The 20,883-nt window shown below is 62.8% G+C and carries 24 protein-coding genes and 1 tRNA gene; 9 read left to right on the forward strand and 16 right to left on the reverse strand.

Annotation, left to right across the window (positions count from 1 at the left end; all coding sequences use genetic code 11):
- Window positions 1-5: 5 nt before the first annotated feature.
- From CHB69_RS02805 to CHB69_RS02820, 4 genes are all read right to left on the reverse strand, one after another.
- On the reverse strand, window positions 6-788 hold the full coding sequence (locus CHB69_RS02805; RefSeq protein WP_089214416.1) for an SDR family NAD(P)-dependent oxidoreductase: 783 nt from the start codon (window positions 786-788) through the stop codon (window positions 6-8).
- A 12-nt stretch (window positions 789-800) separates the two neighbouring features.
- The gene (locus tag CHB69_RS02810; protein ID WP_089214417.1) at window positions 801-2,006 is read right to left on the reverse strand and encodes an acyl-CoA dehydrogenase family protein; all 1,206 of its coding nucleotides are present in this window, start codon (window positions 2,004-2,006) and stop codon (window positions 801-803) included.
- Entirely contained in the window at window positions 2,003-3,097 is a 1,095-nt protein-coding gene (locus CHB69_RS02815) for an acyl-CoA dehydrogenase family protein (protein WP_089214418.1), read from the reverse strand. Before CHB69_RS02815 ends, CHB69_RS02810 begins: the two co-directional genes overlap by 4 nt.
- Before the next feature lie 97 nt (window positions 3,098-3,194).
- Window positions 3,195-4,364, reverse strand: coding sequence for an acyl-CoA dehydrogenase family protein (locus tag CHB69_RS02820; protein ID WP_089214419.1), 1,170 nt, complete (start codon window positions 4,362-4,364; stop codon window positions 3,195-3,197).
- A 122-nt stretch (window positions 4,365-4,486) separates the two neighbouring features.
- On the opposite strand from CHB69_RS02820, the gene CHB69_RS02825 reads away from it, so the two are divergent.
- The 3 genes from CHB69_RS02825 (at window position 4,487) to CHB69_RS02835 (ending at window position 7,130) form a co-directional block, all read left to right on the forward strand.
- Window positions 4,487-5,467, forward strand: a complete 981-nt coding sequence (locus tag CHB69_RS02825; RefSeq protein ID WP_089214420.1) for an NAD(P)H-dependent flavin oxidoreductase — start codon at window positions 4,487-4,489, stop codon at window positions 5,465-5,467.
- An 82-nt stretch (window positions 5,468-5,549) separates the two neighbouring features.
- On the forward strand, window positions 5,550-6,773 hold the full coding sequence (locus tag CHB69_RS02830) for an alpha/beta fold hydrolase (RefSeq protein ID WP_089214421.1): 1,224 nt from the start codon (window positions 5,550-5,552) through the stop codon (window positions 6,771-6,773).
- A 117-nt stretch (window positions 6,774-6,890) separates the two neighbouring features.
- Window positions 6,891-7,130 (forward strand): hypothetical protein, encoded by a 240-nt coding sequence (locus tag CHB69_RS02835; protein WP_089214422.1) that lies wholly within the window; start codon window positions 6,891-6,893, stop codon window positions 7,128-7,130.
- A gap of 34 nt (window positions 7,131-7,164) precedes the next feature.
- On the opposite strand, the gene CHB69_RS02840 is transcribed toward CHB69_RS02835, so the two are convergent.
- Entirely contained in the window at window positions 7,165-8,106 is a 942-nt protein-coding gene (locus CHB69_RS02840) for a Rossmann-like and DUF2520 domain-containing protein (protein ID WP_342746763.1), read from the reverse strand.
- A gap of 135 nt (window positions 8,107-8,241) precedes the next feature.
- Between CHB69_RS02840 and CHB69_RS02845 the strand changes: the two genes are divergently transcribed.
- Window positions 8,242-9,981 (forward strand): tyrosine-type recombinase/integrase, encoded by a 1,740-nt coding sequence (locus tag CHB69_RS02845; protein ID WP_089214424.1) that lies wholly within the window; start codon window positions 8,242-8,244, stop codon window positions 9,979-9,981.
- A 272-nt stretch (window positions 9,982-10,253) separates the two neighbouring features.
- Here CHB69_RS02845 and CHB69_RS02850 read toward each other — a convergent pair whose 3' ends face one another.
- A complete protein-coding gene (locus tag CHB69_RS02850; protein WP_245836471.1) occupies window positions 10,254-10,532 on the reverse strand; it encodes an excalibur calcium-binding domain-containing protein in 279 nt (92 codons plus the stop codon).
- A gap of 100 nt (window positions 10,533-10,632) precedes the next feature.
- The gene (locus CHB69_RS02855) at window positions 10,633-10,908 is read right to left on the reverse strand and encodes a hypothetical protein (RefSeq protein ID WP_089214426.1); all 276 of its coding nucleotides are present in this window, start codon (window positions 10,906-10,908) and stop codon (window positions 10,633-10,635) included.
- Window positions 10,909-10,940: 32 nt separating this feature from the next.
- On the opposite strand from CHB69_RS02855, the gene CHB69_RS02860 reads away from it, so the two are divergent.
- Window positions 10,941-11,546 (forward strand): hypothetical protein, encoded by a 606-nt coding sequence (locus CHB69_RS02860; RefSeq protein ID WP_089214427.1) that lies wholly within the window; start codon window positions 10,941-10,943, stop codon window positions 11,544-11,546.
- A 54-nt stretch (window positions 11,547-11,600) separates the two neighbouring features.
- Here the strand turns inward: CHB69_RS02860 and CHB69_RS02865 are convergent, their stop codons facing one another.
- Window positions 11,601-12,140 carry a hypothetical protein gene (locus CHB69_RS02865; RefSeq protein WP_089214428.1) on the reverse strand — a complete coding sequence of 180 codons (540 nt, stop codon included), beginning with the start codon at window positions 12,138-12,140 and terminating at the stop codon, window positions 11,601-11,603.
- 189 nt (window positions 12,141-12,329) lie between these two features.
- Between CHB69_RS02865 and CHB69_RS02870 the strand changes: the two genes are divergently transcribed.
- Entirely contained in the window at window positions 12,330-12,518 is a 189-nt protein-coding gene (locus tag CHB69_RS02870) for a hypothetical protein (protein WP_089214429.1), read from the forward strand.
- Between the two features lie 567 nt (window positions 12,519-13,085).
- The gene (locus tag CHB69_RS02875; RefSeq protein ID WP_089214430.1) at window positions 13,086-13,580 is read left to right on the forward strand and encodes a hypothetical protein; all 495 of its coding nucleotides are present in this window, start codon (window positions 13,086-13,088) and stop codon (window positions 13,578-13,580) included.
- 284 nt (window positions 13,581-13,864) lie between these two features.
- Here the strand turns inward: CHB69_RS02875 and CHB69_RS02880 are convergent, their stop codons facing one another.
- The 3 genes from CHB69_RS02880 to CHB69_RS20455 form a co-directional block, all read right to left on the reverse strand.
- Window positions 13,865-14,965: a Fic family protein gene (locus tag CHB69_RS02880; RefSeq protein WP_089214431.1), complete on the reverse strand. Its 1,101-nt coding sequence runs from the start codon at window positions 14,963-14,965 to the stop codon at window positions 13,865-13,867.
- Window positions 14,966-15,052: 87 nt separating this feature from the next.
- Entirely contained in the window at window positions 15,053-15,928 is an 876-nt protein-coding gene (locus CHB69_RS02885) for an AAA domain-containing protein (protein WP_089214432.1), read from the reverse strand.
- A 90-nt stretch (window positions 15,929-16,018) separates the two neighbouring features.
- A complete protein-coding gene (locus CHB69_RS20455; protein WP_245836472.1) occupies window positions 16,019-16,732 on the reverse strand; it encodes a 3'-5' exonuclease in 714 nt (237 codons plus the stop codon).
- 89 nt (window positions 16,733-16,821) lie between these two features.
- Here CHB69_RS20455 and CHB69_RS02895 point away from each other — a divergent pair, with 89 nt between their 5' ends.
- A complete protein-coding gene (locus CHB69_RS02895; RefSeq protein WP_089214434.1) occupies window positions 16,822-17,133 on the forward strand; it encodes a hypothetical protein in 312 nt (103 codons plus the stop codon).
- A gap of 12 nt (window positions 17,134-17,145) precedes the next feature.
- Here CHB69_RS02895 and CHB69_RS02900 read toward each other — a convergent pair whose 3' ends face one another.
- The 3 genes from CHB69_RS02900 to folK form a co-directional block, all read right to left on the reverse strand.
- On the reverse strand, window positions 17,146-17,625 hold the full coding sequence (locus CHB69_RS02900; RefSeq protein ID WP_212541879.1) for a hypothetical protein: 480 nt from the start codon (window positions 17,623-17,625) through the stop codon (window positions 17,146-17,148).
- 436 nt (window positions 17,626-18,061) lie between these two features.
- Window positions 18,062-18,137 (reverse strand) — tRNA-Lys (locus CHB69_RS02905).
- A 44-nt stretch (window positions 18,138-18,181) separates the two neighbouring features.
- Window positions 18,182-18,703 (reverse strand): 2-amino-4-hydroxy-6-hydroxymethyldihydropteridine diphosphokinase, encoded by a 522-nt coding sequence (gene folK, locus CHB69_RS02910; protein ID WP_089214435.1) that lies wholly within the window; start codon window positions 18,701-18,703, stop codon window positions 18,182-18,184.
- A gap of 23 nt (window positions 18,704-18,726) precedes the next feature.
- On the opposite strand from folK, the gene CHB69_RS02915 reads away from it, so the two are divergent.
- A complete protein-coding gene (locus CHB69_RS02915; protein ID WP_089214436.1) occupies window positions 18,727-19,416 on the forward strand; it encodes a uracil-DNA glycosylase in 690 nt (229 codons plus the stop codon).
- Here CHB69_RS02915 and CHB69_RS02920 read toward each other — a convergent pair.
- Window positions 19,377-19,853 carry an RNA pyrophosphohydrolase gene (locus CHB69_RS02920; protein WP_089214437.1) on the reverse strand — a complete coding sequence of 159 codons (477 nt, stop codon included), beginning with the start codon at window positions 19,851-19,853 and terminating at the stop codon, window positions 19,377-19,379. The two genes, CHB69_RS02915 and CHB69_RS02920, sit on opposite strands and share 40 nt — an antisense overlap.
- A complete protein-coding gene (locus CHB69_RS02925) occupies window positions 19,850-20,791 on the reverse strand; it encodes an alpha/beta hydrolase (protein WP_089214438.1) in 942 nt (313 codons plus the stop codon). The genes CHB69_RS02920 and CHB69_RS02925 overlap by 4 nt, the downstream gene beginning before the upstream one ends.
- Window positions 20,792-20,883: the final 92 nt, after the last annotated feature.

Consider the following 20,883-nt stretch of genomic DNA (forward strand, 5'->3'; position numbering starts at 1 on the left):
GAGACTTAACGGGGGGCCATGCGGATCGCGCCGTCGAGGCGGACGGCCTGGCCGTTGAAATAGGTGTTGCGGACCATCTCCATCGCGAGGCTCGCATATTCCTCGGCCTTGCCGAGCCGCTTGGGGAAGGGGACCGATGCCTCGAGGCTTTCCTTCACCTTGGGGTTCATATTGCCGAGCAAGGGCGTTCCGAACACGCCCGGCATGATTGCATTGACCCGGATGCCGAGATCCATCAGGTCGCGCGCCATCGGCAGCACGAGCCCGTTCACGCCGGCCTTTGCCGAGCCATAGATGACCTGGCCGATCTGGGCGTCCTGCGCGGCGACCGAGGCGGTAAAGATGATCGCGCCGCGCTCGCCGTCCTCCAACTCGGGAAGCGTCGCCATGCCCTCGGCGGCGATCGAGCCGATGCGATAGCTCGCGGTCAATATGCCCGCGACGCCATATTCATAATCTTCGGTCGGGGTGCGGCGATATGTGCCGCTTTCCTTGTCGAAGGCGAGCGTCTTGCCGCGGCGCGAGGTCATCGCGCAATGGACGCAGATGCGTTCCTGCCCGTACGTGGCGCGTGCCTTGGCAAAACTGTCGAGGACCGATTGCTCGTCGGTGATGTCGACATGGACGAACAGCCCGCCGATCGACGTCGCCACCTCTTCGCCGAGCGCGTCGTTGATGTCGAAAATGGCGACCTTGACCCCGGCGGCGGCGAGCGCTTCGGCGGTCGCGCGGCCGAGACCCGAAGCCCCGCCGGTGACAACGGCGGCGGTGGTGGAATCGATCTTCATGGGGGAGGCTCCTCAGGCGGGAATCTGGTTGAAGGGGATGCCCTTGTCGGGGCGGTGATCCTGCGGCAGGCCGAGGATGCGTTCGGCGATGGTGTTGAGCAACGTTTCGTCCGATCCGCCGGCGATGCGGCCGGTCGGTGCGTTGATCCAGCTCGACGCCCAGTCGTCCTTCGGCGAGGCATGTTCGTCGAACGCGAAGGCGGCATTGCCCTGAAGGTCGAGCGCGAGTTCGGAGAGTTTCTGGCGCGATCGCACCGCGACGAGCTTGTTCAGCGACCCTTCGGGCCCCGGCGTCATGCCTGCCTGCATCATCAGCCGCGCGCGGCGGTTGATCGAGTCGAGTCCGGCGCGCATCGCATAGTTGCGCGCGATCTGCTGGCGGATGCGGCCGTCCTCGATCGCGGGCTTGCCATTGAGTTGCACGTCCTTGGCCAGTTCGATGAACAGGTCGAGGTGCGGGCCGAAGCCCGCGCTGTCGGTCGCGACATAGCGTTCGATCATCAACGTCGCGATCGCGACCGCGAAGCCGCCGCCCACGGGCGACATGCGATGGTCGTCGCTGACCTTCACATCGTCGAAGAACACCTCGTTAACGTGGCTGTCGCCGCCCGCAAGCTTGATCGGGCGGACGGTGACCCCCGGCGCCTTCATGTCGACCCAGAAATAGGTCAGCCCCTTGTGTTTCGGCACGGTCGGGTCGGTGCGCACGACGATGACGCCATAGTCCGAATATTGCGCCCAGCTCGTCCAGACCTTTTGCCCGTTGATCTTCCAGCCGTTGCCGTCGGTCTCGGCGCGGGTGCGCAGCCCGGCGAGGTCGGTGCCGCCCGAGGGTTCGGAAAAGAGCTGGCACCAGATTTCCTCGCCCTTGAGCGCATTGAGCACGCGCTCGCGCACAAACTCGCGGTCGCTGCCGAACTGCATCAGCACCGGCACGGGCATGCCGAGCGAGATGCCGAAATAGACGTTGGGGAAGCCGTGCTTCATCTCCTCGCCCTCGAAGGTGATTTTTTCGAGATGGCCGAGGCCCTGGCCGCCGAGGTCGGTCGGCCAGTTGATGCCGGCAAAGCCCGCGTCGAACTTCGCCTTCTGATACCGCCGGCCGAGCGCGAGATCCTCCTCGACCGAGAGGCCCTTGCGCGCCGCCTTGCCGAATTCTGGCACCATCGCTTCGCACCAGGCGGCGGCTTTCGCCCGATAGGCTTCCAGATCGCTCATGCAGCTTCTCCTGACAGGCGGTCGACAAGGACATCTTCCCAGAACAGGCTGCTGCCCTGTTCGATCGCGAGGCTGCGCGCGCGGCGCATGTGAAGGTGCAGGCCGATCTCCCACGTCACGCCGATGCCGCCGTGGATCTGGACGCAGTCGCGCGCGGCACTGTCATAGGCGTCGGTCGCCGACAGCCGTGCCGCCGCGGCGGCGGTGACGAAGTCGTCCTGGCCCTCGCGCGCTGCCGCGTGGATGCAGTTGGCGCGCGCCAGCTCGACGAGGCCATAGAGTTCGGCGATGCGATGCTTGATCGACTGAAAGGCGCCGATCGGCTGGCCGAATGCCTTGCGCGTCACGGCATAGTCGCGCGCGATCTCCATCAAGGCCTCGGCGCCGCCGGTCTGTTCGTGCGCGGTGATCACCGCCTGCAAGGCGAGGATGTGCAGCGCTGCATCGCGCGCAAGGTTGCCGGCGACCAGAGCTTCGGCGGGCGCGGCGGCAAAGTGCAGGTCGGCGATACAGCGGCTGTTGTCGAAGCTCGGCACCGCGACGCGTTCGACCGGTCCGAGTTCGGCGAGTGCGAGGACGGGCGCGCCGCCGTGCTCGGCGAAGACGACTGCGATGTCGGCTGCAAGGCCGCCGGTCACGCCGATTGCGGTGCCGTCGAGCCGCGCTCCGTCGAACGCGACGGGCGGGTGCAACGGCAGGGCGTCGGCGCCATGCGCGAAGGCGACGGCACCAATAATCTCGCCGCTGGCGAGGCCGGGTAGCCAGCGGCCCTTTTGCGCGTCGGTGCCGTACAGTTCGATTGCCTTCGCGGCGCCAAAGCTCGACGTCAGGAAGGGCGCGCCGCTGAGGCTGCGCCCCGCCTGATGCGCAATCAGGCCCAGTTCGACGAGGCCGAGCGCGAGGCCGCCGTAGGTTTCGGGAAGGGCGAGCGCGGTCCAGCCCTGTTCCTTGGCGGTCGTCCAGAAGCCGTGATGATATTCGCCGGTCGTTTCGAGGAGCGGAAGCAGTTCGTCCTTGTTCACGCGCGCTTCGAGAACGCGCCGCGATTCGGTCGCGATCGCGTCCTGGCCTTCGTCGTACAAGATCGACATGCCGATTCCTCACCCTTGATAATTTTGACCCATCATCCCGACGTTAACGTAAACGTCAAGTGCTTTGACGCTACGGTTCGAGCGTGCGGTCCACGGCTCAGCCGTGCGCGCTTTTCCAGTCGCGTTTGATTTTCTTGGCGAGGCTCCATTTGTGAACCTCGGTCGGGCCGTCGTAGATGCGAAAGGCGCGGACTTCGCGGAACACCTGTTCGACGATCGTCTTGTCGGTAACGCCTGTGCCGCCCATCACCTGCACGCAGCGGTCGGCGACCCGCATCAACGCTTCGGACACCGCGACCTTCGCCATCGAGCTTTCGGCGGTGCCGAGCGATCCGGTGTCGAGCACGCCCGCGCACCAGTCGATCATCAGCTCGGCCTGCTTGATGTCGATCAGATTCTCGGCGAGCATGAAGCCGACGCCTTCGTGATCGACCAGCGGCTTGCCGAACGCATGGCGGCGGTTGGCATAGTCGGTGGCGATCTCGTTCGCGCGGATGCACGCGCCCAGCCAGCGCATACAGTGCGACAGGCGCGCGGGCGAGAGGCGGATCTGCGCATATTTGAAGCCTTCGCCGGCTTCGCCCAGCATCTGGTCGGCGGGGACGCGCAGATTGTCGATGATCACCGTCGCATGGCCGCCGGGCATCGACGAATCGATCGTGTTCGGGACATGCTCGATGCGGATCGCGGGGTCGGGCAGGTCGACGAGGAACAGGCACGCCCCTTCCTCGGCCTTGGCCATCACGATGCCGACGCCCGCACCCTCGGCGCCGGTAATGAAGCATTTGCGGCCGTTCACGACCCAGTGATTGCCGTCCATACGGCACGTCGTCTGCATCATCGACGGGTCCGATCCCGCGCCGCCGTCTTCGGCGGGTTCGGTCATGAAAAAGGCCGACCGCGTCCGGCCCGCGACCAGCGGTTCGAGGAAGCGCTGCTTGAGGCCGGTGCTCCCGACCTTGCCGAGCAGATACATATTGCCCTCGTCGGGCGCCATCGTGTTGCAGGCGAGCGGGCCCAGCGGAGAGAGGCCGCTGGCGATCAGGACGATCGCGGTCTCGCGCTGGTTCAGATGGCTGCCGCCCTCCAGGATATGCGGCGTCAGCACCCCCGCCGCGCGCGCCTTTTCGCGCATCTCCATGACGAGTTCGTCGGTGGGCGCGCCATGATGGTCGCGCCGCGGATCGCCTTCATAGGGAATGACCTGCTCGCGGACGAAGGCTTCGACCTTTTCGGCGATGGCGCGGGCGCGGTCGGAGATGGTCATGCGATTCCCTTCGTTACCTAACTATCATCTCGACTCAACCCGACGTTGACGTAAGCGTCAAGTTAATTCATGGGCGGAGGCGACGCCGCCGTAAGGGCAGGATAGCAGGGAAGGGACCGAGCATGGCATTCAGGACACGCATCACCGAGATGCTGGGGATCGAGCATCCGATCGTGCAGGGCGGGATGCAGAGCGTCGGCTATGCGGAGCTGGCGAGCGCGGTGTCGAACGCGGGCGGGCTCGGCATATTGACCGCGCTGACCCAGCCGAGCCCCGAAGCGCTGCGCGACGAGATCGAGCGCTGCCGCGCGATGACCGGCAAGCCCTTCGGCGTGAACATGACCGTCTTTCCGACGATCAACGCCCCCGACTACAAGGCCTATGCCCAGGCGATCATCGACGGCGGGGTCAAGATCGTCGAGACCGCGGGCACGCAGGCGGTGCGCGAGATCTGGGAGATGCTGAAGCCCCATGGCGTCACCATCCTCCACAAATGCACCGCGGTGCGCCACGCGCTGTCGGCCGAGCGCGCAGGGTGCGACATCGTCTCGATCGACGGCTTCGAATGCGCGGGCCATCCGGGCGAGGACGATATCCCGGGGCTGATCCTGATCCCCGCGGCCGCCGACAAGGTCAGGATTCCGCTGCTCGCGAGCGGCGGTTTCGGCGACGGGCGCGGGCTCGTCGCGGCGCTCTCCCTCGGCGCCGAGGGGATCAACATGGGCACGCGCTTCTGCGCGACGCAGGAAGCACCGATTCACGACAATGTGAAGCAGGCCTATGTCGACAATGACGAGCGCGGCAGCTTCCTGATCTTTCGCAGCTTCAAAAACACCGCGCGCGTCGGCAAGAGCGCGGTCAGCGAGGAGGTGGTGCGCCGCCTGTCGCAGCCCGATGCGCAGTTCAGCGACGTGCAGGAACTGGTCGCGGGCGCCGCGGGACGCGAACTGCTCCAGACCGGCGACCTTTCCAGGGGCGTCTTCTGGGCCGGCATGGTCCAGGGCCTGATCCACGACATTCCGACCTGCCAGCAGCTCATCGACCGCATCATCGCCGAAGCCGAAGCGATCATCGACCAGCGACTTGCGGGGATGCGGGCGTAACCGCTGCGATAAATTCCGCACGCGGGGTAGAACTGGCCCGCAAAGCGCGGCATGGATGAGGTCCTATGAAGGGCCGAAACGCATGAGCATCGTCGAATATCGCGGATTTGCCGGGGTTCGGCTCGAGGCCGAAGTGATCGGGTCGGCCGACGATCCGGCCGTGCTGCTCGTCCACGGCGCGGGCCAGACGCGCGGCGTGTGGGCCGGCGTCGCCGAAGCGCTCGAACAGGCGGGGCGCCGCGTGATCAGCCTCGACCTGCGCGGCCATGGCGGCAGCGAATGGCCCGCCGACGGACGCTATGATTTCGGCGCGATGGTCGAGGATCTGCGCGCGGTGCTCGCGCAGCTCGGGACGCGGCCCGTCGTCGTCGCCTCGACGCTCGGCGGCTGGATCGCGAGCGCGGCGCTCGAACGCGATGCGGCGCTGCTCGCTTCCGGGCTCGTGCTCGTCGATGTGCCGCTCGACTTCGATCGCGAAGTGGCACAGCGAATCGGTGCGCGGCTGCGTGAGGCGGCGGCGCTTGCGCCGGGGCAGGCGGACTGGGACCCGCGCTTGCTCGATGCCTTCGACAGCGAAGCGGCGGCCGAGCGGCTCGCCGGCGCCCCCGCAGCGATCGCGCTGCCGACGCTCTATGTCCGCGGCGCGCTTTCCGAACTCGTGTCGCCCGCCGATGCCGCGGCCTTCGTCGCCGGGCTTCCCGACGGCGAACTCGCCGAGGTCGAGGACCGGTCGCTCGTCGTTACCGACCGCGGCGACGCGCTCGGCGGCTGGCTGATCGACTTCCTCGAACGCCGCGCCCCGCGCGCTTCGCCCGAATATCGCGAAGGTTCGGATGCGCGGACCTTTCGCGACGCGCTCGGCTGTTTCGCGACGGGAGTCACCGTCGTGACCGCGATGTGCCCCGACGGCACCCCGATCGGGCTGACCGCGAACAGCTTCACCTCGGTCTCGCTCGACCCGCCGCTCTTGCTCGTGTGCATCGCGAACAGCGCGGGCAGCGCGCCTTATTTGCGCGAGGCCGGGCGCTTCGCGGTCAACGTCCTCCAGATCGGCCAGCAGCCGACCTCGAACCGCTTCGCGGGCAAGGGCGAGGACCGCTTTGCCGCGACGCCGTGGATCAAAGGCGAGTTCGGCACGCCCGTGCTCACCGGTTCGCTCTCGAGCTTCGAATGCGCGCGCCACGCCGTCCACGACGGCGGCGACCATTTCCTCCTCGTCGGCCGCGTCCTCAAGGCCATCTTCGAACCCCGCCGCGACCCTTTGCTCTATTTCCGCGGAAAATACCGCAAACTGCATTTCGCCTGAGGGGTGGACATTTCGACCGGCCGTTATTTCTCAGCGTTGAGCCGAGGGGCTGCGCGGGAACAATATCATGCGATCGGCGTTGGTTGAGCGGTGCAATGCAGCCACGGAGGAATTTTCATGACCCTGTTCAAGAAGGCCGCGCTCCTGCTCACCGGCGGCGCGATCGTGCTTGCCCCTGTGGCTGCGACAGCCGCGCAGTCTGTCGCCAAAGCGCGAGCCACCTCGGTTTCGGGCGAAGCGAACCAGCTGGACGGAAATTCGGGCTGGATCGTGGGCGCGCTGGGTCTGGCGGCGGGCATCACCGCGATGATCATCATCTTCGGCGATGATGACGAGGACGAACCCGTCAGCCCCTGAAGGGTTTTTTGAGGTTTCGAACAGAAGGGGCCGCCTATGGGCGGCCCTTGGCGTGGGCGTCGGCGCCCAATAGCGCGCGCAAGCGCGTGTCGGGTTCGACACCGGTACGGCGCAGGGTGGCGATCGTCGCGCGCGCCATATCCTGATAGGGCTCCAGCTGCCGGGGGCATTCGCGTTCGAGCGCGCGCAAATGCTCTTGAACGGTCCTGGCGTCGCCCCGCAGCAGCGGCCCGGAAAGCGCCGAAAATCCTTCGACAAGGCTGTTTTCGAGCGCTGCGCGCACGAGCGGCGCGACCAATTCACGCGGGTTGTCCGCGCCCGCCATGTCCAGCATATCGAAAGCCCCATCGAGCAGGGTGACGAGGTGGTTGGCAGCATGGCATAGGGCCGCATGATAGAGCGCGCGGTGTCGTTCCGCTATTTGCGTCGTTCGCCCCCCAAGCATATCCACGACCTCACCCGCCCGCTTCACGGCCTCGTCGCTCGAACCGGTAATCGCAAACCAGGCGCCGGCCATTCTTTCGACCTCGCGCGCAGCGTCGCCGGTAAAGGTCATCGCCGGATGGATCGCCGCGGTAGTGGCACCGGCCTCCCGGAGCGGATCGAGGATAGCGGCGCCGCTGCGCCCGCTGACGTGAAAAATGAACGGGGATGCGGCGCCGATGCTTGGCGCCATGCTCGTCACAAGACTTCCGAGGGCGTCGTCCGAAACGGCGATCGCGATCAGATCGCATCGTTCCGGAACCTCTGCGACGTCGCTTGCGGCAGTCGCCCGCCCGATGGTCGCGATCGCTTCCCGTGCGCGGTCGTCCGATCGACCCCAGAGCAGCAAGGGCTTGTCCGAAAAGCGTGCGAGGGCAAGGCCGAGCGCGCGTGCCACGCGTCCCGATCCGACGATGCCGATCTGTCGATACGTCATACCAGCCGCATAGGAGCGCGATCGCACGGGCGATAGCCGAAACATGCCGGATACCATATAGGGAGATGGTGAGCCCTGCTGGGTTCGATGCCAGCAGAATCTTCCGGCTCAGAATTCATTTAATCTTGTAGATTCAGTGATCTTTGTCTTCATAGTGTGATACATTGCTGAGATACAAGGTGAGATTCTTTCATGGCGCAAGTGCAGCATCTGTCGATCCGGCAGGGAGTATATTATTATGCTCGTCGGGTTCCTAGTGAGGTGCTCGATCGGCCCACAATGCACGACGCGATTTTCGACGGGAAGGCGATGTATCGCGTTTCGTTGAGGACCAAGGACCGCTCTCTGGCGCTTCAACGATTCCAGCAGGAAGACGCAAAATTTTGCGCCAAGGTTGCCCTTGTGATCGGTAGTCGCGTCAGCGAACCAGTGATTTCGAGCGAGGTGGGACCAAGAGGCGTGCCTAGACAGTTGACCGCCGGCATCCTCAATCAAGTCGAAGCGGACTTGGCAGAGTCCTCGTTCCGGCGGTGGCGGCGCCTCCATGCGGTCGCCGAACTCGGCGAGCGCGAGCGAGAGGAGTTTCAGCGTGAGATGGATCTTCGGGAGCAGGAGGCCGAGAGCATTCGCGCAATCCTCATCGACGGTGAGGTGTCGCGCGACCCTAGGCTCCCAGACATTGCTGACGCCGCTGCCCGTATCGCGATAGAGAATAATCTGGACGTCAATAGTGCCGGCGCAATGGCGGCGCTGCGTTCAGCCGTTCGCAAGGGCATGTTGGCGGGCGAACGCAGGGTCGATGAACTGTTACGAAACGGTGCCGGGTCATTGGTGCAGTCCGAAGAGCAGGCTAGCTTCCCCAAATTGCAGGAGGTGATCGATGTCTACATGGCCAGTAAGGATCGGCCACGCACGATCGCCGAGATTCGCGAAGTCGGAAGCGCGTTAGTGGCGCTGGTTGGCAATGTGTCCGTGGCAGATGTCAAGTCGAGCCACATACGAAATTTTCTTAAAGGACAGGCGGCCCGGCAAGTCGGTGGGAAAGACCCGCAGAGCGTAGTGCGTCCACTGTCGCGAGCGACCTTGCAGAAGAAGCTGGCGCTTATTCGTGCCGCATTCGCCTACTCCATTGAGAGAGACGAATTGCAGATTGCCAATCCTGCCAGCGGTATCGACGTCACTGTCTTCGCACAAACAGCGTCGACCGCGGCGATGCCTGACAAGCGGCCGTTTAGCTTGGGCGAGCTGCAAAAGATTTTTGCCCACCCTTGGTTCACAGGGTGCGCGAGCGTCCGCGACATATACGCGCCGGGCTCCCACCGGCTCGATGGGATGCACTACTGGGTTCCAGTCGTAGCAGCTCTGACTGGCATGCGAGCAGGAGAGCTCGGCGGGCTAAGAGTTGATGAGGTCGCCTTTGACGACCAGTATCCCCACATCGTTGTGCAATCAAACGAGTTTCGCCCAACCAAGACCGGAAAGTCGCGGCGAGTTCCGATTCTGGATGCGTTGGCAGAAATCGGGTTTTGTGACTGGGTTGAGAACGCACGGAGGTCTGGCCGTGCAAGGCTGTTCGACGATTGGTTGCCGCCAAGAAAGGCAGCGTCGACGACTGGCGAGGCTTCCTGGTCGAACGGAGCGGTCATTCGAGCGTTTAACCGTAACGTGGTGCCCACCACACTCCAGAAGGCCGCTGACGGACGAGCTCGTCTCGACGTGACGTTTCATAGCTTTCGTGGAGCGTTCAAGTCGATGCTGGGGCTTCAGCGGCACGCCTTGCCGTCGAACTTCATTAACGAGGTCATCGGGCATGCAAAGAGCGCACTAGACGAACGGTATGTAGGGGTGATCCCGATTGACGAAACGTATCCAGCCATGAAGGCTTGTGCCTACTCTGGCCTTACGCTTCCGCGCCTACCCACGGTCGCTTGAAAGTTGCGCCCTGGAACGGTGCTAGATTCTGCTGAATGACGACGGTTCGGGCCAGCTTGGGATAATCGGTGCGCTAGAGGCGCCGGCGATCGAATACAGGTGAGCGAGACCGAGCCGCACCGCGAGGCTCGGCCTGATTGGCTCGGCGCTGGCGCTGTCGGCAGTATCAGCGAGAATCGATAGAGTGAGATAGACGAGGCCGGCGCGAGGCGATTGCATTGTGTCATGAGAACCGATAGAGAACATTCAAGTCTCAAAGATTCCCCGGACGTCTACCGTCGTCGATACGGCTCGCAGGCAATGCCGTCGTTGTCCCGATCCAATCCGCGACGATAGCCCGGCTCCCCTCGATAGATCGGCGCCGTGCCCGCTGCGCGCGCATCATCGCACCGGCTCCAATAGTCGCCTTCCCGTGGTTCGCGTTTGCGCTTGCCGACGGCTGCGTCGGCGACGTGCTTCGCGGTAACGATGAGCGCGGCGCGCCCTTCCGAGGTCGTGGCGATCGACCCGGCGCCGACGGCAGCGCCGACAACGCCGGCACCTACCAGCACATTGAGTGCCGATGCTTTTGACCGGCGATACCTACGGGGTTTCCTTCTTCGCGCCATTCAATCGTGTTACGCGAGAACGGTAAACGATCGGTTTGAGGGATCATAGCGTCGTAGCGATCAATTGGAGCGCGAACGCAAACGCGAGCATCCCCAAACCCAGATTCCCAAGCAGGCGATATCGGGAAATTCTGTGTCTTTCATTGAGGTTGACCGCGTCGGTGATGATGAAGGTCGCCCCTTCGTTGTCTACCTGTCGCGGGACGCCAAAAAAGAAAATGAGGACCGAACCGATAAACCCTGATGATAACCCCGCTACGTTGAGCCAATATTCCATACCATCCACCTCGCTGCGAGCCGATTGCTGGACGAGCGCCACGCTAGTAGATTCGTGCAATCGAAAGGATCAAGATGAACCAAGTTGAGATTGCGCGAGCCAAATTGCTCATAGCTCTTTTCGTGGACAGCCATCGCCCTGACAAGCGCTCGCTCTCCCGCGAGCAGATTGAGTCCGAATATTTTACGCGCCTGGACACGCCGTTATTCAATAGCTTGGTAACGGAATTCAGACGGTCTGGATTGGTAAAGGCATATCCAGACCGCGCGACATATTTCGTGCGGCTGCGGACAGACGCTCACGCGACAGCCCTCAACCACATCCTCAATTCGCTCGATGCCAAAACATTCGATGTCAACTGGCAGGGGCAGCGAATTGGAACAGATGCCGACGCGGAGTTGGCGAACGAACTACTTGCGGCAATTCCCGACGGGTGGCTGTTGATGACGTATGAAAAGAACGATCCCATAGCGCCCAAAACACCTTCAGCCCCATCTCAGGTAACCGCGGGCGGCGATTTCATCTGGGTTGGCGGGGACGTGCATCAATCCTCGATTGCGGGTCGTCCTCATGATTCAGACGGGTGGACCAGGGCCAGCACTTTGTTCACTGGACTTGGCGTAATCGTTGCAATCGTCGCCATTGGGGCGGCATGGTATTTTTGGGCGTATCGCCCTTAGCCCCACGAGCATCGCTCCTATGTTGCTTACATACCCCGAGCTCTTGCCCCCGCCTCAGTCGCTCGAATCTTGAGTAATAATGGCCTTCGACGGATAATCTCGCATTTCCCGGCGCAAGAGGCGCTGCTCGGCCAGATGCGCCAACCATGCACTCAAGAGACGTGCACCCACGAACAGGGCAACGAGGAAAACTAGATTCCCTAGAACAACCCACGTTCCCGAGAAAATCGCGGCCAGTGCGCACGTCAACACGACTCCGACGCCGAAAATCACAACCCCGAAGAGAACCCCTACCATTCCCCATTCAATGTAGGTGAACGCCAATGCGTATAGCCATACACATACGCCAAAAATTAAGGAGACAAGCGCAAACAGGTTAGCGGCAATGCCTCTGGTTGCTGGTATGAGCGCCAAGGGCACTAGAACTAGGCAAATCAGCGTAGAAACCCCGAGCGCCGCGGGAATCCAATCAAGAACCCAAATACTAAACTTGGCTGCGCCCATTAATAACATGATTGGAATTACGAGGAACGCCAGCAAAACGATGAACCCGCCGGCGGCACCGCCGACAAATGTTAGCTTCGACATCGACATATCCTCCCTCCCATCTTTCTAATATCCGTCATCACCTTCGAGAGAGCAAGTGCGTAGGGTGATCTCGCTTGTCAGCGTCCAAAAATCACCCGTGTGTCGTTTGACCTACACCGGGTTCATGCCCTTATGAGTATGCCCGATCGTTGGGACTCGCCGCCTGCGTGTGAGTGACGATTGGAGTAGAACAGCATGAAAAATATCAATTTGGCGCCGCATGAAACCAAGTTCCTCGACGCGCTCGCCGAGTTCCTGGTGTTCGCCGGCGCGGACCGTGCGGCCGATGCGATCTATGAGGCTATCGGCGCAGAGCCCGAGGATGATTGCCCCGCGCCCGTGTCGGCGCCAGCGGGTGAATGGGGCGAGGTTTTCGCGGATTAGGTCTAACTGGATTTTCCTTGAATTGATCGAAACGGCCGCCAGTATTGAGCGGCCGTTTCTATTGTGGAATCGGGGTCTTTGGGGGCATGTGAAGTGAAAAGAGTAGGGATATTGATCGTGGTGACCGCAATGTGTGTCCCCGTGAATGCAGAAAGCCTAAAGGAAATGTGGTCTAACCCAGCCCGAGATACCTATGAGAGTGAAAAAACGTCGCTAGAGCTAGAAACCTGCTTGGGCGAGGAATTGTCCGAGCACGGAATACCATTCGTGCTGCACGGCGAGCAATATAATACGGTGTCTCTCTATCATGCATATTCGAGATCGCTACAATTGAGCGTTAGGATTTTTGACCACGGATCGACGCGCCTGCTTCAAGTTAATGGAGGGCGTGCCACCGATGACAGCACAAAGGCAATCATGGGGCGGTGCCTCTAGCGTCGAACATAAACGGGGATTGCGAATCGTTCGCAATTATTTGCCAAGAGACATTCGCTAAAATATGCCTATGTGAATTGACTCCTCGGCCGAATCGTTCGGTTGAGCTTTTAAGCTAGAGGAGTAAATCACATGAATATTACCCATGATATCGCTGCCGTTCGCAAGATTCGCCGCGCTCGGAATCAGCGCAACTATCGCGAGCGCCTGCGCGCCGACTTCGAACTCGAATGCCGTGCCCACGACATTATATGGTCGATCGTCGGGTGTCCCGCGCCGGCGAAACCGCGCAACCGCCACGATCCCGCTTGGTGGGGCTTTCACCTGTCGCTGGAAATTACTCAAGCGATCGAGAATGCCGCTCAGGTTTTCTATGAACTTGACCCTGCCGAGGGTGAAAGGTTCGGCAAGTGGCTTTGGCAGCGTGTCAACGATGACTTTATGGGCTTCATGGAACAAATGAATCAGAGGTTTCATGCGGCGATCCAAGAAGGTGGCCTTTCCGAGACTGATATGGATATCATCGCTGAGTTTCGTGCTCGCCTTCCTCGCATTCGTCGAGCAGCGGGCGCGAGGATACGAAATGGCATCTTGCCGCCGCTGCTAGACCCGCGCCTTGCGGCATAAGACATAAAGGAGCGCCACCCATTTCCGGGGCGCTAGGGGTGGGCCGGCCACACAATCTCAAATTGAGGTCGGCCCCTCTTTCTGCTAGCCTCCCCGCAGCTTAGTCGGCGACCTGTGTCTAGGATTCACAAGGCTCAAAATTCACCGCGCGCAAACTTAGACACGATCTCCGTTCGATCGACGATCATTGTTCGCTCGAACATTTCACGATGATCGCAATCAATGCTGCCTGATCGCTGGGGGCACCCAAAAGGCGCCGAACAGAGCGCCGAAGCTCAAGCTGCTTATTGCACCGCCAGCGAATAGCTGGTGCTGCGTCCGCCGGCGGGATCCTTCACAAGAATACCTCGCTGGACCAAATCGTTGATGTCGCGCAAGGCGGTGTCGGACGACGCCTTGGTAATCGCCGCCCATTTGGCATTGGTCAGCTTGCCCTCGAACCCGTCCAGAAGCCGGTTCAGGACCTTGCGCTGGCGTTCGTTCAGCGACTGCCCCGCGACCGATTCCCAGAACCGCGCCTTGCGCATGACGCTGGCAAGGATGGTTTCGGCGCCGTCGAACGCGCGATCGAGGCAGCCGATGAACCACAACAGCCAGGGCGTAATGTCCAAGTCGCCCTTCTGCGTCGATTCCAGCTTGTCGTAATAGGTTTTGCGCTCGGTGCGGATTTGCGCGGACATGCTGTAGAAGCGCTGCGCGGTTCCTTCCGCGCGTGCCAGGGCAAGATCGGCGATAGCGCGGGCGATGCGCCCGTTGCCGTCATCGAAGGGGTGGATGGTGACGAACCACAAATGCGCGATTCCGGCCTTCAGAACGGGATCGGGCGCTGCTGTTTCGAACCAATCGAGAAAGCGCGCCATTTCCGCGGCGAGCCGCTCCGACGCCGGCGCTTCGTAGTGGACACGCTCGCGGCCCATCGGTCCCGAGACGACCTGCATCGGCCCGCTTTCGGCGGTGCGCCATGCGCCCACGGTGATGCGGCTCATGCCGCTGCGGCCCATGGGGAACAGCGCCGCGTGCCAGCCGAACAGCCGTTCGGCAGTCAGCGGCCGGGCATAGTTCTGTGTGGCGTCCAGCATCATTTCCACGACGCCTTCGACGTCGCGATCGGCTTCGACCAGGCCGCCGATGTCCATGCCGAGACGGCGAGCGATCGAGGAGCGCACCTGCTCCCGGTCCAGCACCTCGCCCTCGATCTCGCTGGATTTCAGGACATCTTCGGTCAGCGCGTAAAGCACGGCCTCTTCACGCAACGGGAAGCCAAGCGCCTCCATATGGCCAATCAATCGCCCCTGCCGGTGCCGCACGGCAGCAAGCGGCTGTGCAAGCTGCGCATCGCTCCAGCGTAGATTGGGCCAGTCCGTCAGTTCATGAATATATGTCATAATCACCGCATCCTTAGCGGCGATTATATGGATTAATCACCGCAAGAGCAAGGGCATTCGCTGCATTAAATGCGGTGATTAAGGTGGCTAATCACCGCATTTGGCGCGGCCGAGAAGGTTGGGGGCGGAGTTTGGCGACAATTGATGCTCTTCCTGCCAAGCAGGAGCGCGCGTGATGACTACATCGCGCGCGACCATCCAGCACGCGGCGGCGCAAACATCGCGATTAACTGATCGTCTAGCGCATGGAGGCCGACAAGGTTGTTCGGCGATCTCATTGCCCGATACGCTCAACCGTGAGTGAGCAATCAACATTGCTGACAGAGCCCTTGGCATAGCCGTGTCGACAGCCACATTTGTTGGCCCCACGACTAGAATCCGGCCTTTAGAGAACCGCCGCAAAAGATATGAGGTCATCGCGCCGATCGTGTAGCTTTTACCAGTTCCCGGTGGGCCGATCATGATCGAGGATCGATAGACCGTGCTTTGCACTGCCAGAACCTGTCTTTCTCGCAGTTCATGATAATCGTTCGGGAGCAGCTTGACCGGCTGGAGGGGTTCTACATCGTCCTTCGATTGTTGCAGACGCTTTGCGGCCAGCCCCGCCATCGGGCCATTCCACATGTCGATCAGTGGGCCAAGGAAATCATTCTGGAACACCCAGGCGGTCGCTCCAGGCGTCGGCATTCGCCCTTCAAGAATCTGGACCACCAATCGCTCTTTGTCGGGGTCGACCATCTTGATAAGGCCGCCTTCAACGAGGTCCGCGCCCCAACGGATGCGAGCGCCCTCAATTGACTCGTCGATGGGGAGTTTGATGCGAGATTTTGCCGGCCTTACCGGCAGAATGATTAGATCGGCCTCCCACTCGGCAGTTCCCACCTCAAAGGGCGCGCCTTGCAGGTTGATCGCTCGCTCGCTGGCAAGCGCATCGACTATGTCCTGACGGGTCAGCGCCATCATCTCCCCTCAAAATCGGCTGATCTGTGTTCGGGCTGCGAATTTATTTCTGCACGAGACATTGATCATAGAGTCGCCCAATGAACCAAAGTGTCAGGGTGAACTGAAGCCGATGATAGATGTGAGATCGTCAAGAAATTCCGATCCCGGCTCCACCCCGGTCAACAGCAGGCGATCACGCGCGCGCGTCGCTGCGACGTAAAGGAGGTGACGCTCGGTATCCTGAATGGCCTCCAAATCGGCTACATCGCCGATCCCTGCCAGTCGTTCCGGGTCCGGCAGCACATCCTCGTCGAGTGCCATCACGCCGACCGCTCGAAATTCCAGCCCCTTGGCTTCGTGCATCGTCAGCACGGTGCAAGCCGATCCGCTGGCGTCGACAGCTGCCATGGCACGTGCGATCTGGTTCGTCCCGCGGACGAGCAAGGCAATCTCGCGGTCGGTGAGCCCTTCGGCTGCGCGATCCTTCAGCCAGGCCGCGACCCCCGCGATCTCCGCGTCCTCGTCAGGAAAGAGCTGCACCCGAGGATCGGGGCCGTCGAAGACCGACACCGTCCCCCGCCGCGTCTCTTCGATTCCATCCTGATCGACGATTTCGTTGGACAGGAGGTGATCGGCCGCGCGGCGAATCTGATGCGACGTTCGGTAGCAGACCTTGAGGATCTGGGCGCGTCCACGCACGTCGATGCCCAGCTTCGCCCATGAGAATGGCAGATGAAATATGCGTTGCCCGAGGTCGCCGGCGAAGAATAACGCATCGGCGCCCCCAGAGCGCCCCACGGAAGCGAGGAAACGTGCCTGCGCCACGGACAGATCCTGCGCTTCGTCGACGACGACATGCGAATATACATGTCGACCCCGGCGACCTCGATGCTGATGCAGCCGTCACCCTCGTCATGCACCTGGATGTCGGGCTCGCCGAACACGGTGAACAGATTACCCGCGCCGGTGCTGGCGAGGTCGGGCATGTGGAGATCGGGGTTGATCCGCGCCTGCAACACGGTCAGCGCCCCCATGCGGTCGAACTCCGATGCATGCGCGTCGAAGTTGAACGACGCGGCGATCAGCAGGTCGAAACCCGCCTCCATCGCCTCGCGCGCGGCGGCGGTCAGGTCGGCGCGCGCGACGGTGCCATATTCGGGGCCGACGAAGATTGCGGCGCGGCGCGTTGGCGCGCCTGGGGGTGTCGGCGGGGACGCTGCGCGTGACCTCGCCCTCCTTCACCTGCCCCTCGCGGCTGTCGGCGAGCAGATACCACGGATAGCGAGCGCCCATGATCCGCGCGCGGGCCATCCTCTTCCTCCATAGGGCGGGTCGATATAGATGCACTGCACCTGTCCCTTCAGCCCCTCGCGCTCGGCGAGGCTGGCCATGACTTTCAGCCCGTCGCCCAGGATCATCCGGTTCGACCAATGCTGGTCATGCTCGTAAAATTCGGTGCGCTGTTCGGGTTCGATGCCGTTGAAGTCGGCGAACAGGTCGGGCGCCTCCTCGGGCTCGGCGCGGCGCGCGCTGGCGCGCTTCAGATCCTCGACCAGCGCCTTGGGGTGGATCTTTTCCTGGATATAGAGCGGCGGCGCCTCGACGATCAGGTCGGACCAGTCGGCGACATCCTTGCCGCGCCACACCAGCTGCGGGTCGAGATCGGGATTGCGCCGTTCATAGGCGGCAAGGATCGGCGCCTTGACGTCCTCGGGCACAAACGCCTCGAGCTCGGCCGTCGGCGCATTCCGCCGCGACGCCTCGTCATGGGTACTCCCCCTTGCTCGTGCTGCATAAAAGGGAAAGATCTTCCCCGAGTCTAGCACCCGCCTTTGGATGAACCTCAGGCCAAGTGTCCGACGGTCTACACATTTAAGGCTAGAAATTCGCTAACAGACCCGAATTGAAGCTTTGCACGAGCACCAGAATATATTTGGCCAGCCGTTCGGGGCTGTTTCAAGAATTGGAAGGCGTTTCTTATAATGTCTGAGCACTCGGGAAACAGCGGCAGCGCGGGAGGGATTCTGAGATCGACGAACCGCAAGCTATGTTGCAATGACCGGGACAACGGTTCAACCGACGGTAAACAAACTGTGACACAGCGCTGTGAAACAGCGACACATATTCACGTCTAAGTCATTGAAAACACGACAATGGTGAGCCCTGCTGGGTTCGAACCAGCGACCTACTGATTAAAAGTCAGTTGCTCTACCGACTGAGCTAAGGGCCCATCGCGGCGACCCGAAGGGCGCCTTGCGACCGTGCGCCGTCGCCCTAGAGCGCCGGGGCGGCGCGGTCAACCGGCTTTGCCGCGGCAAGGCGCGCGGCGAGCTGGCGCACGGTGAGGCGGGTGAGCGGATGACGCCAGTTCGGGGCGATGGCGCGCAGCGGATCGAGGACGAAGCGGCGGATCGTCATCGCCGGATGCGGGACGGTGAGGCGCTCGTCCGCCCACGCGCCGCCCGACCAGAGCAATATGTCGAGGTCGAGCGTGCGCTCGCCCCAGCGCCGGCCGCGCCGCCGCCCGAAATCGGCCTCGATCGCCTTTAGCCGCGCGAGCATGTCGGGCGGCGCGAGCGGCGACGCGACGAGCGCGACCGCATTGGCAAAGCGCCGCCGCGACGGGCCGAGCGGTGCGCTGGCGATGATCGGGCTCGCATCGACGGGTTCGATATCGTCGCTCTCGAGCGCGGCGAGCGCTGCCATGAGCACATGCCGCGGATCGCCGAAACGCGCATGGCGGCGATTCGAGCCGAGCCCGATGACATAGAGAGGCAGGGGTGTTGCATCGTCCATGCCGCGGCGCCTATCGCAGCCGCGTGCCAATATCCAGCCCGCTTGCCGCCACCGAACCGCCGCGCGATTGCCCGCGCTGCCCGCGGCTCGTCGCGCTGCGCCGCAAATGCCGCGCCGAGCATCCCGATTGGTGGAACGCGCCGGTCCATGCCTTTGGCGATCCCGACGCGTGGCTTGTGCTCGTCGGCCTTGCGCCGGGGAAGCATGGCGCGAACCGCACGGGGCGCCCCTTCACCGGCGATTATGCGGGCGACCTGCTCTTCGCGACGCTCGCCGAATTCGGCTTGAGCAACGGGCGCTATGCCAGCCGGATCGACGACGGGCTGCGGCTCGACGGCGCGATCATCGTCAACAGCGTCAAATGCCTCCCGCCGCAGAACAAGCCGACGCCAAAGGAAATCGCGACCTGCCGGTCCTTTTTCGAGGCGCAGATGCGGGTGCTGCCCAAGGTTCGCGTGATGATCGCACTGGGGCGGATCGCGCACGATGCCGCGGTGCGTGCCGCCGGCGAACGGCTCGCGGCCTGTCGCTTTGCCCATGGCGCCGTCCATCGGCTGCCCGACGGGCGGGTGCTGGTCGATAGCTATCACTGCTCGCGCTACAACACGAATACGGGTCGGTTGACGCCCGAAATGTTCGCCGATGTGTTCCGCACGGCGCTGGCGCTGAGGGATCAGACCAGCGGGCCGAACTCCTCGACCAGCCCGCGATAGAGCGCGCGCTTGAAGGGGACGATGAGCTTTTCGAGCTCGTCGAGATCGGCCCAGCGCCACGCGCGGAATTCCTGATGTTCGGTGTGGATATTGACGTCCTCGTCGCCCCCCATGAAGCGCATCAGGAACCAGCGCTGGCGCTGGCCGCGATATTGGCCGCCCCACATCTTGCCGACCAGATGGTCGGGCAGGTCATAGAAATATTCTTCGCGGCTGCGCGCGATGATGTCGACGAGCCCGCCATGGACTCCCGTTTCCTCGCCGAGTTCGCGGATCGCGGCCTCTTCGGCGTCCTCGCCCGCGTCGATCCCGCCCTGCGGCATCTGCCACGCCTCGCTCGTCGTATCGAGCCGCTGGCCGACGAAGACGCGGCCGTCGCGGTTCGCGAGCATCACGCCGGCGCAGGGGCGATAGGGAAGGTGGCTGTGGTCGGTCATGCGGTCGCTTCGCTAATGATCGCCTTGAGCAGGGTCAAATTGCCCCGGATATCCTGTCCGGCGCTCGGGATGCCCTGCGCGAGGCAGATATAGCCGTGGATCGTGCCCTTCGCCTCGCGATAAGTCGTCGGCACGCCCGCTTCGATCAGCTTCGCGGCATAGGCGCGTCCCTGATCGCGCAGCGGATCGAGGCTCGCCGTGACGAGCAACGTCGGCGGCAGGCCTTCGGCGGGGAAATCGATCGGCGACGCTCGATAGTCCGCAGGGTCGGCGGCATAATGATCGCTGAACCAGTTCATCCCGCTCGCCGTCAGCAGATGACCTTCGCCGAAATCGCGATAGCTCTGCCAGTCGTAGTGCGTGGTGACCGCGGGATAGATCGGGTGGATCGCGATCACCGGCTTCGACGCGGGCTTGTCGCGCAAGGTCAGTGCAGTCGCGATCGTCAGATTGCCGCCCGCACTGTCCCCCGACAGGACAAGGCCGGTGCAGGGGACATTGTCGGCGACCCAGCGCGTCGCCGCCTCGCAGTCCTCGGGCGCGGCAGGGAAGGGGTGTTCGGGGGCGAGGCGATAGTCGACCGCGATCACCGGCATGTCGAGCTGCCGCGCCGCCTCGGCGCAATAGGGATCGTGCGTTTCGAGGTCGCCGATCACCCAGCCGCCGCCGTGATAGAAGACCATCACCGGTCCCGCCGCGCGGTCGGGGCGGTTGTCATAGATACGGATCGGAATATCCCCCGCCGGTCCCGGAATCCTGCGGTCCTCGACATGCGCGATGTCGCCGCGCGGCACATCGGCGAGCTGGCCCATCGCGCGCATCATCTCGCGCGCCGCGGCGGGCGGCAGCTCTTCCATCTTCGGACCTTCCTGCGCGTTGAGGAAGGCGAGAAAGCCCGCCACGTCGGGGCGGACAAAGGGGGGCGTGCCGTCGGTCATCCTGGATCATCCCTTGCAAGTTGTGCGTTGTTCTTGTCGGCGCAGCTATTCGGCATCGCTGCGGCATAATCAATCGCAAATCGAAACCGATC

The sequence above is a fragment of the Sphingopyxis indica genome (assembly GCF_900188185.1).
Taxonomy (GTDB): Bacteria; Pseudomonadota; Alphaproteobacteria; order Sphingomonadales; family Sphingomonadaceae; genus Sphingopyxis; species Sphingopyxis indica.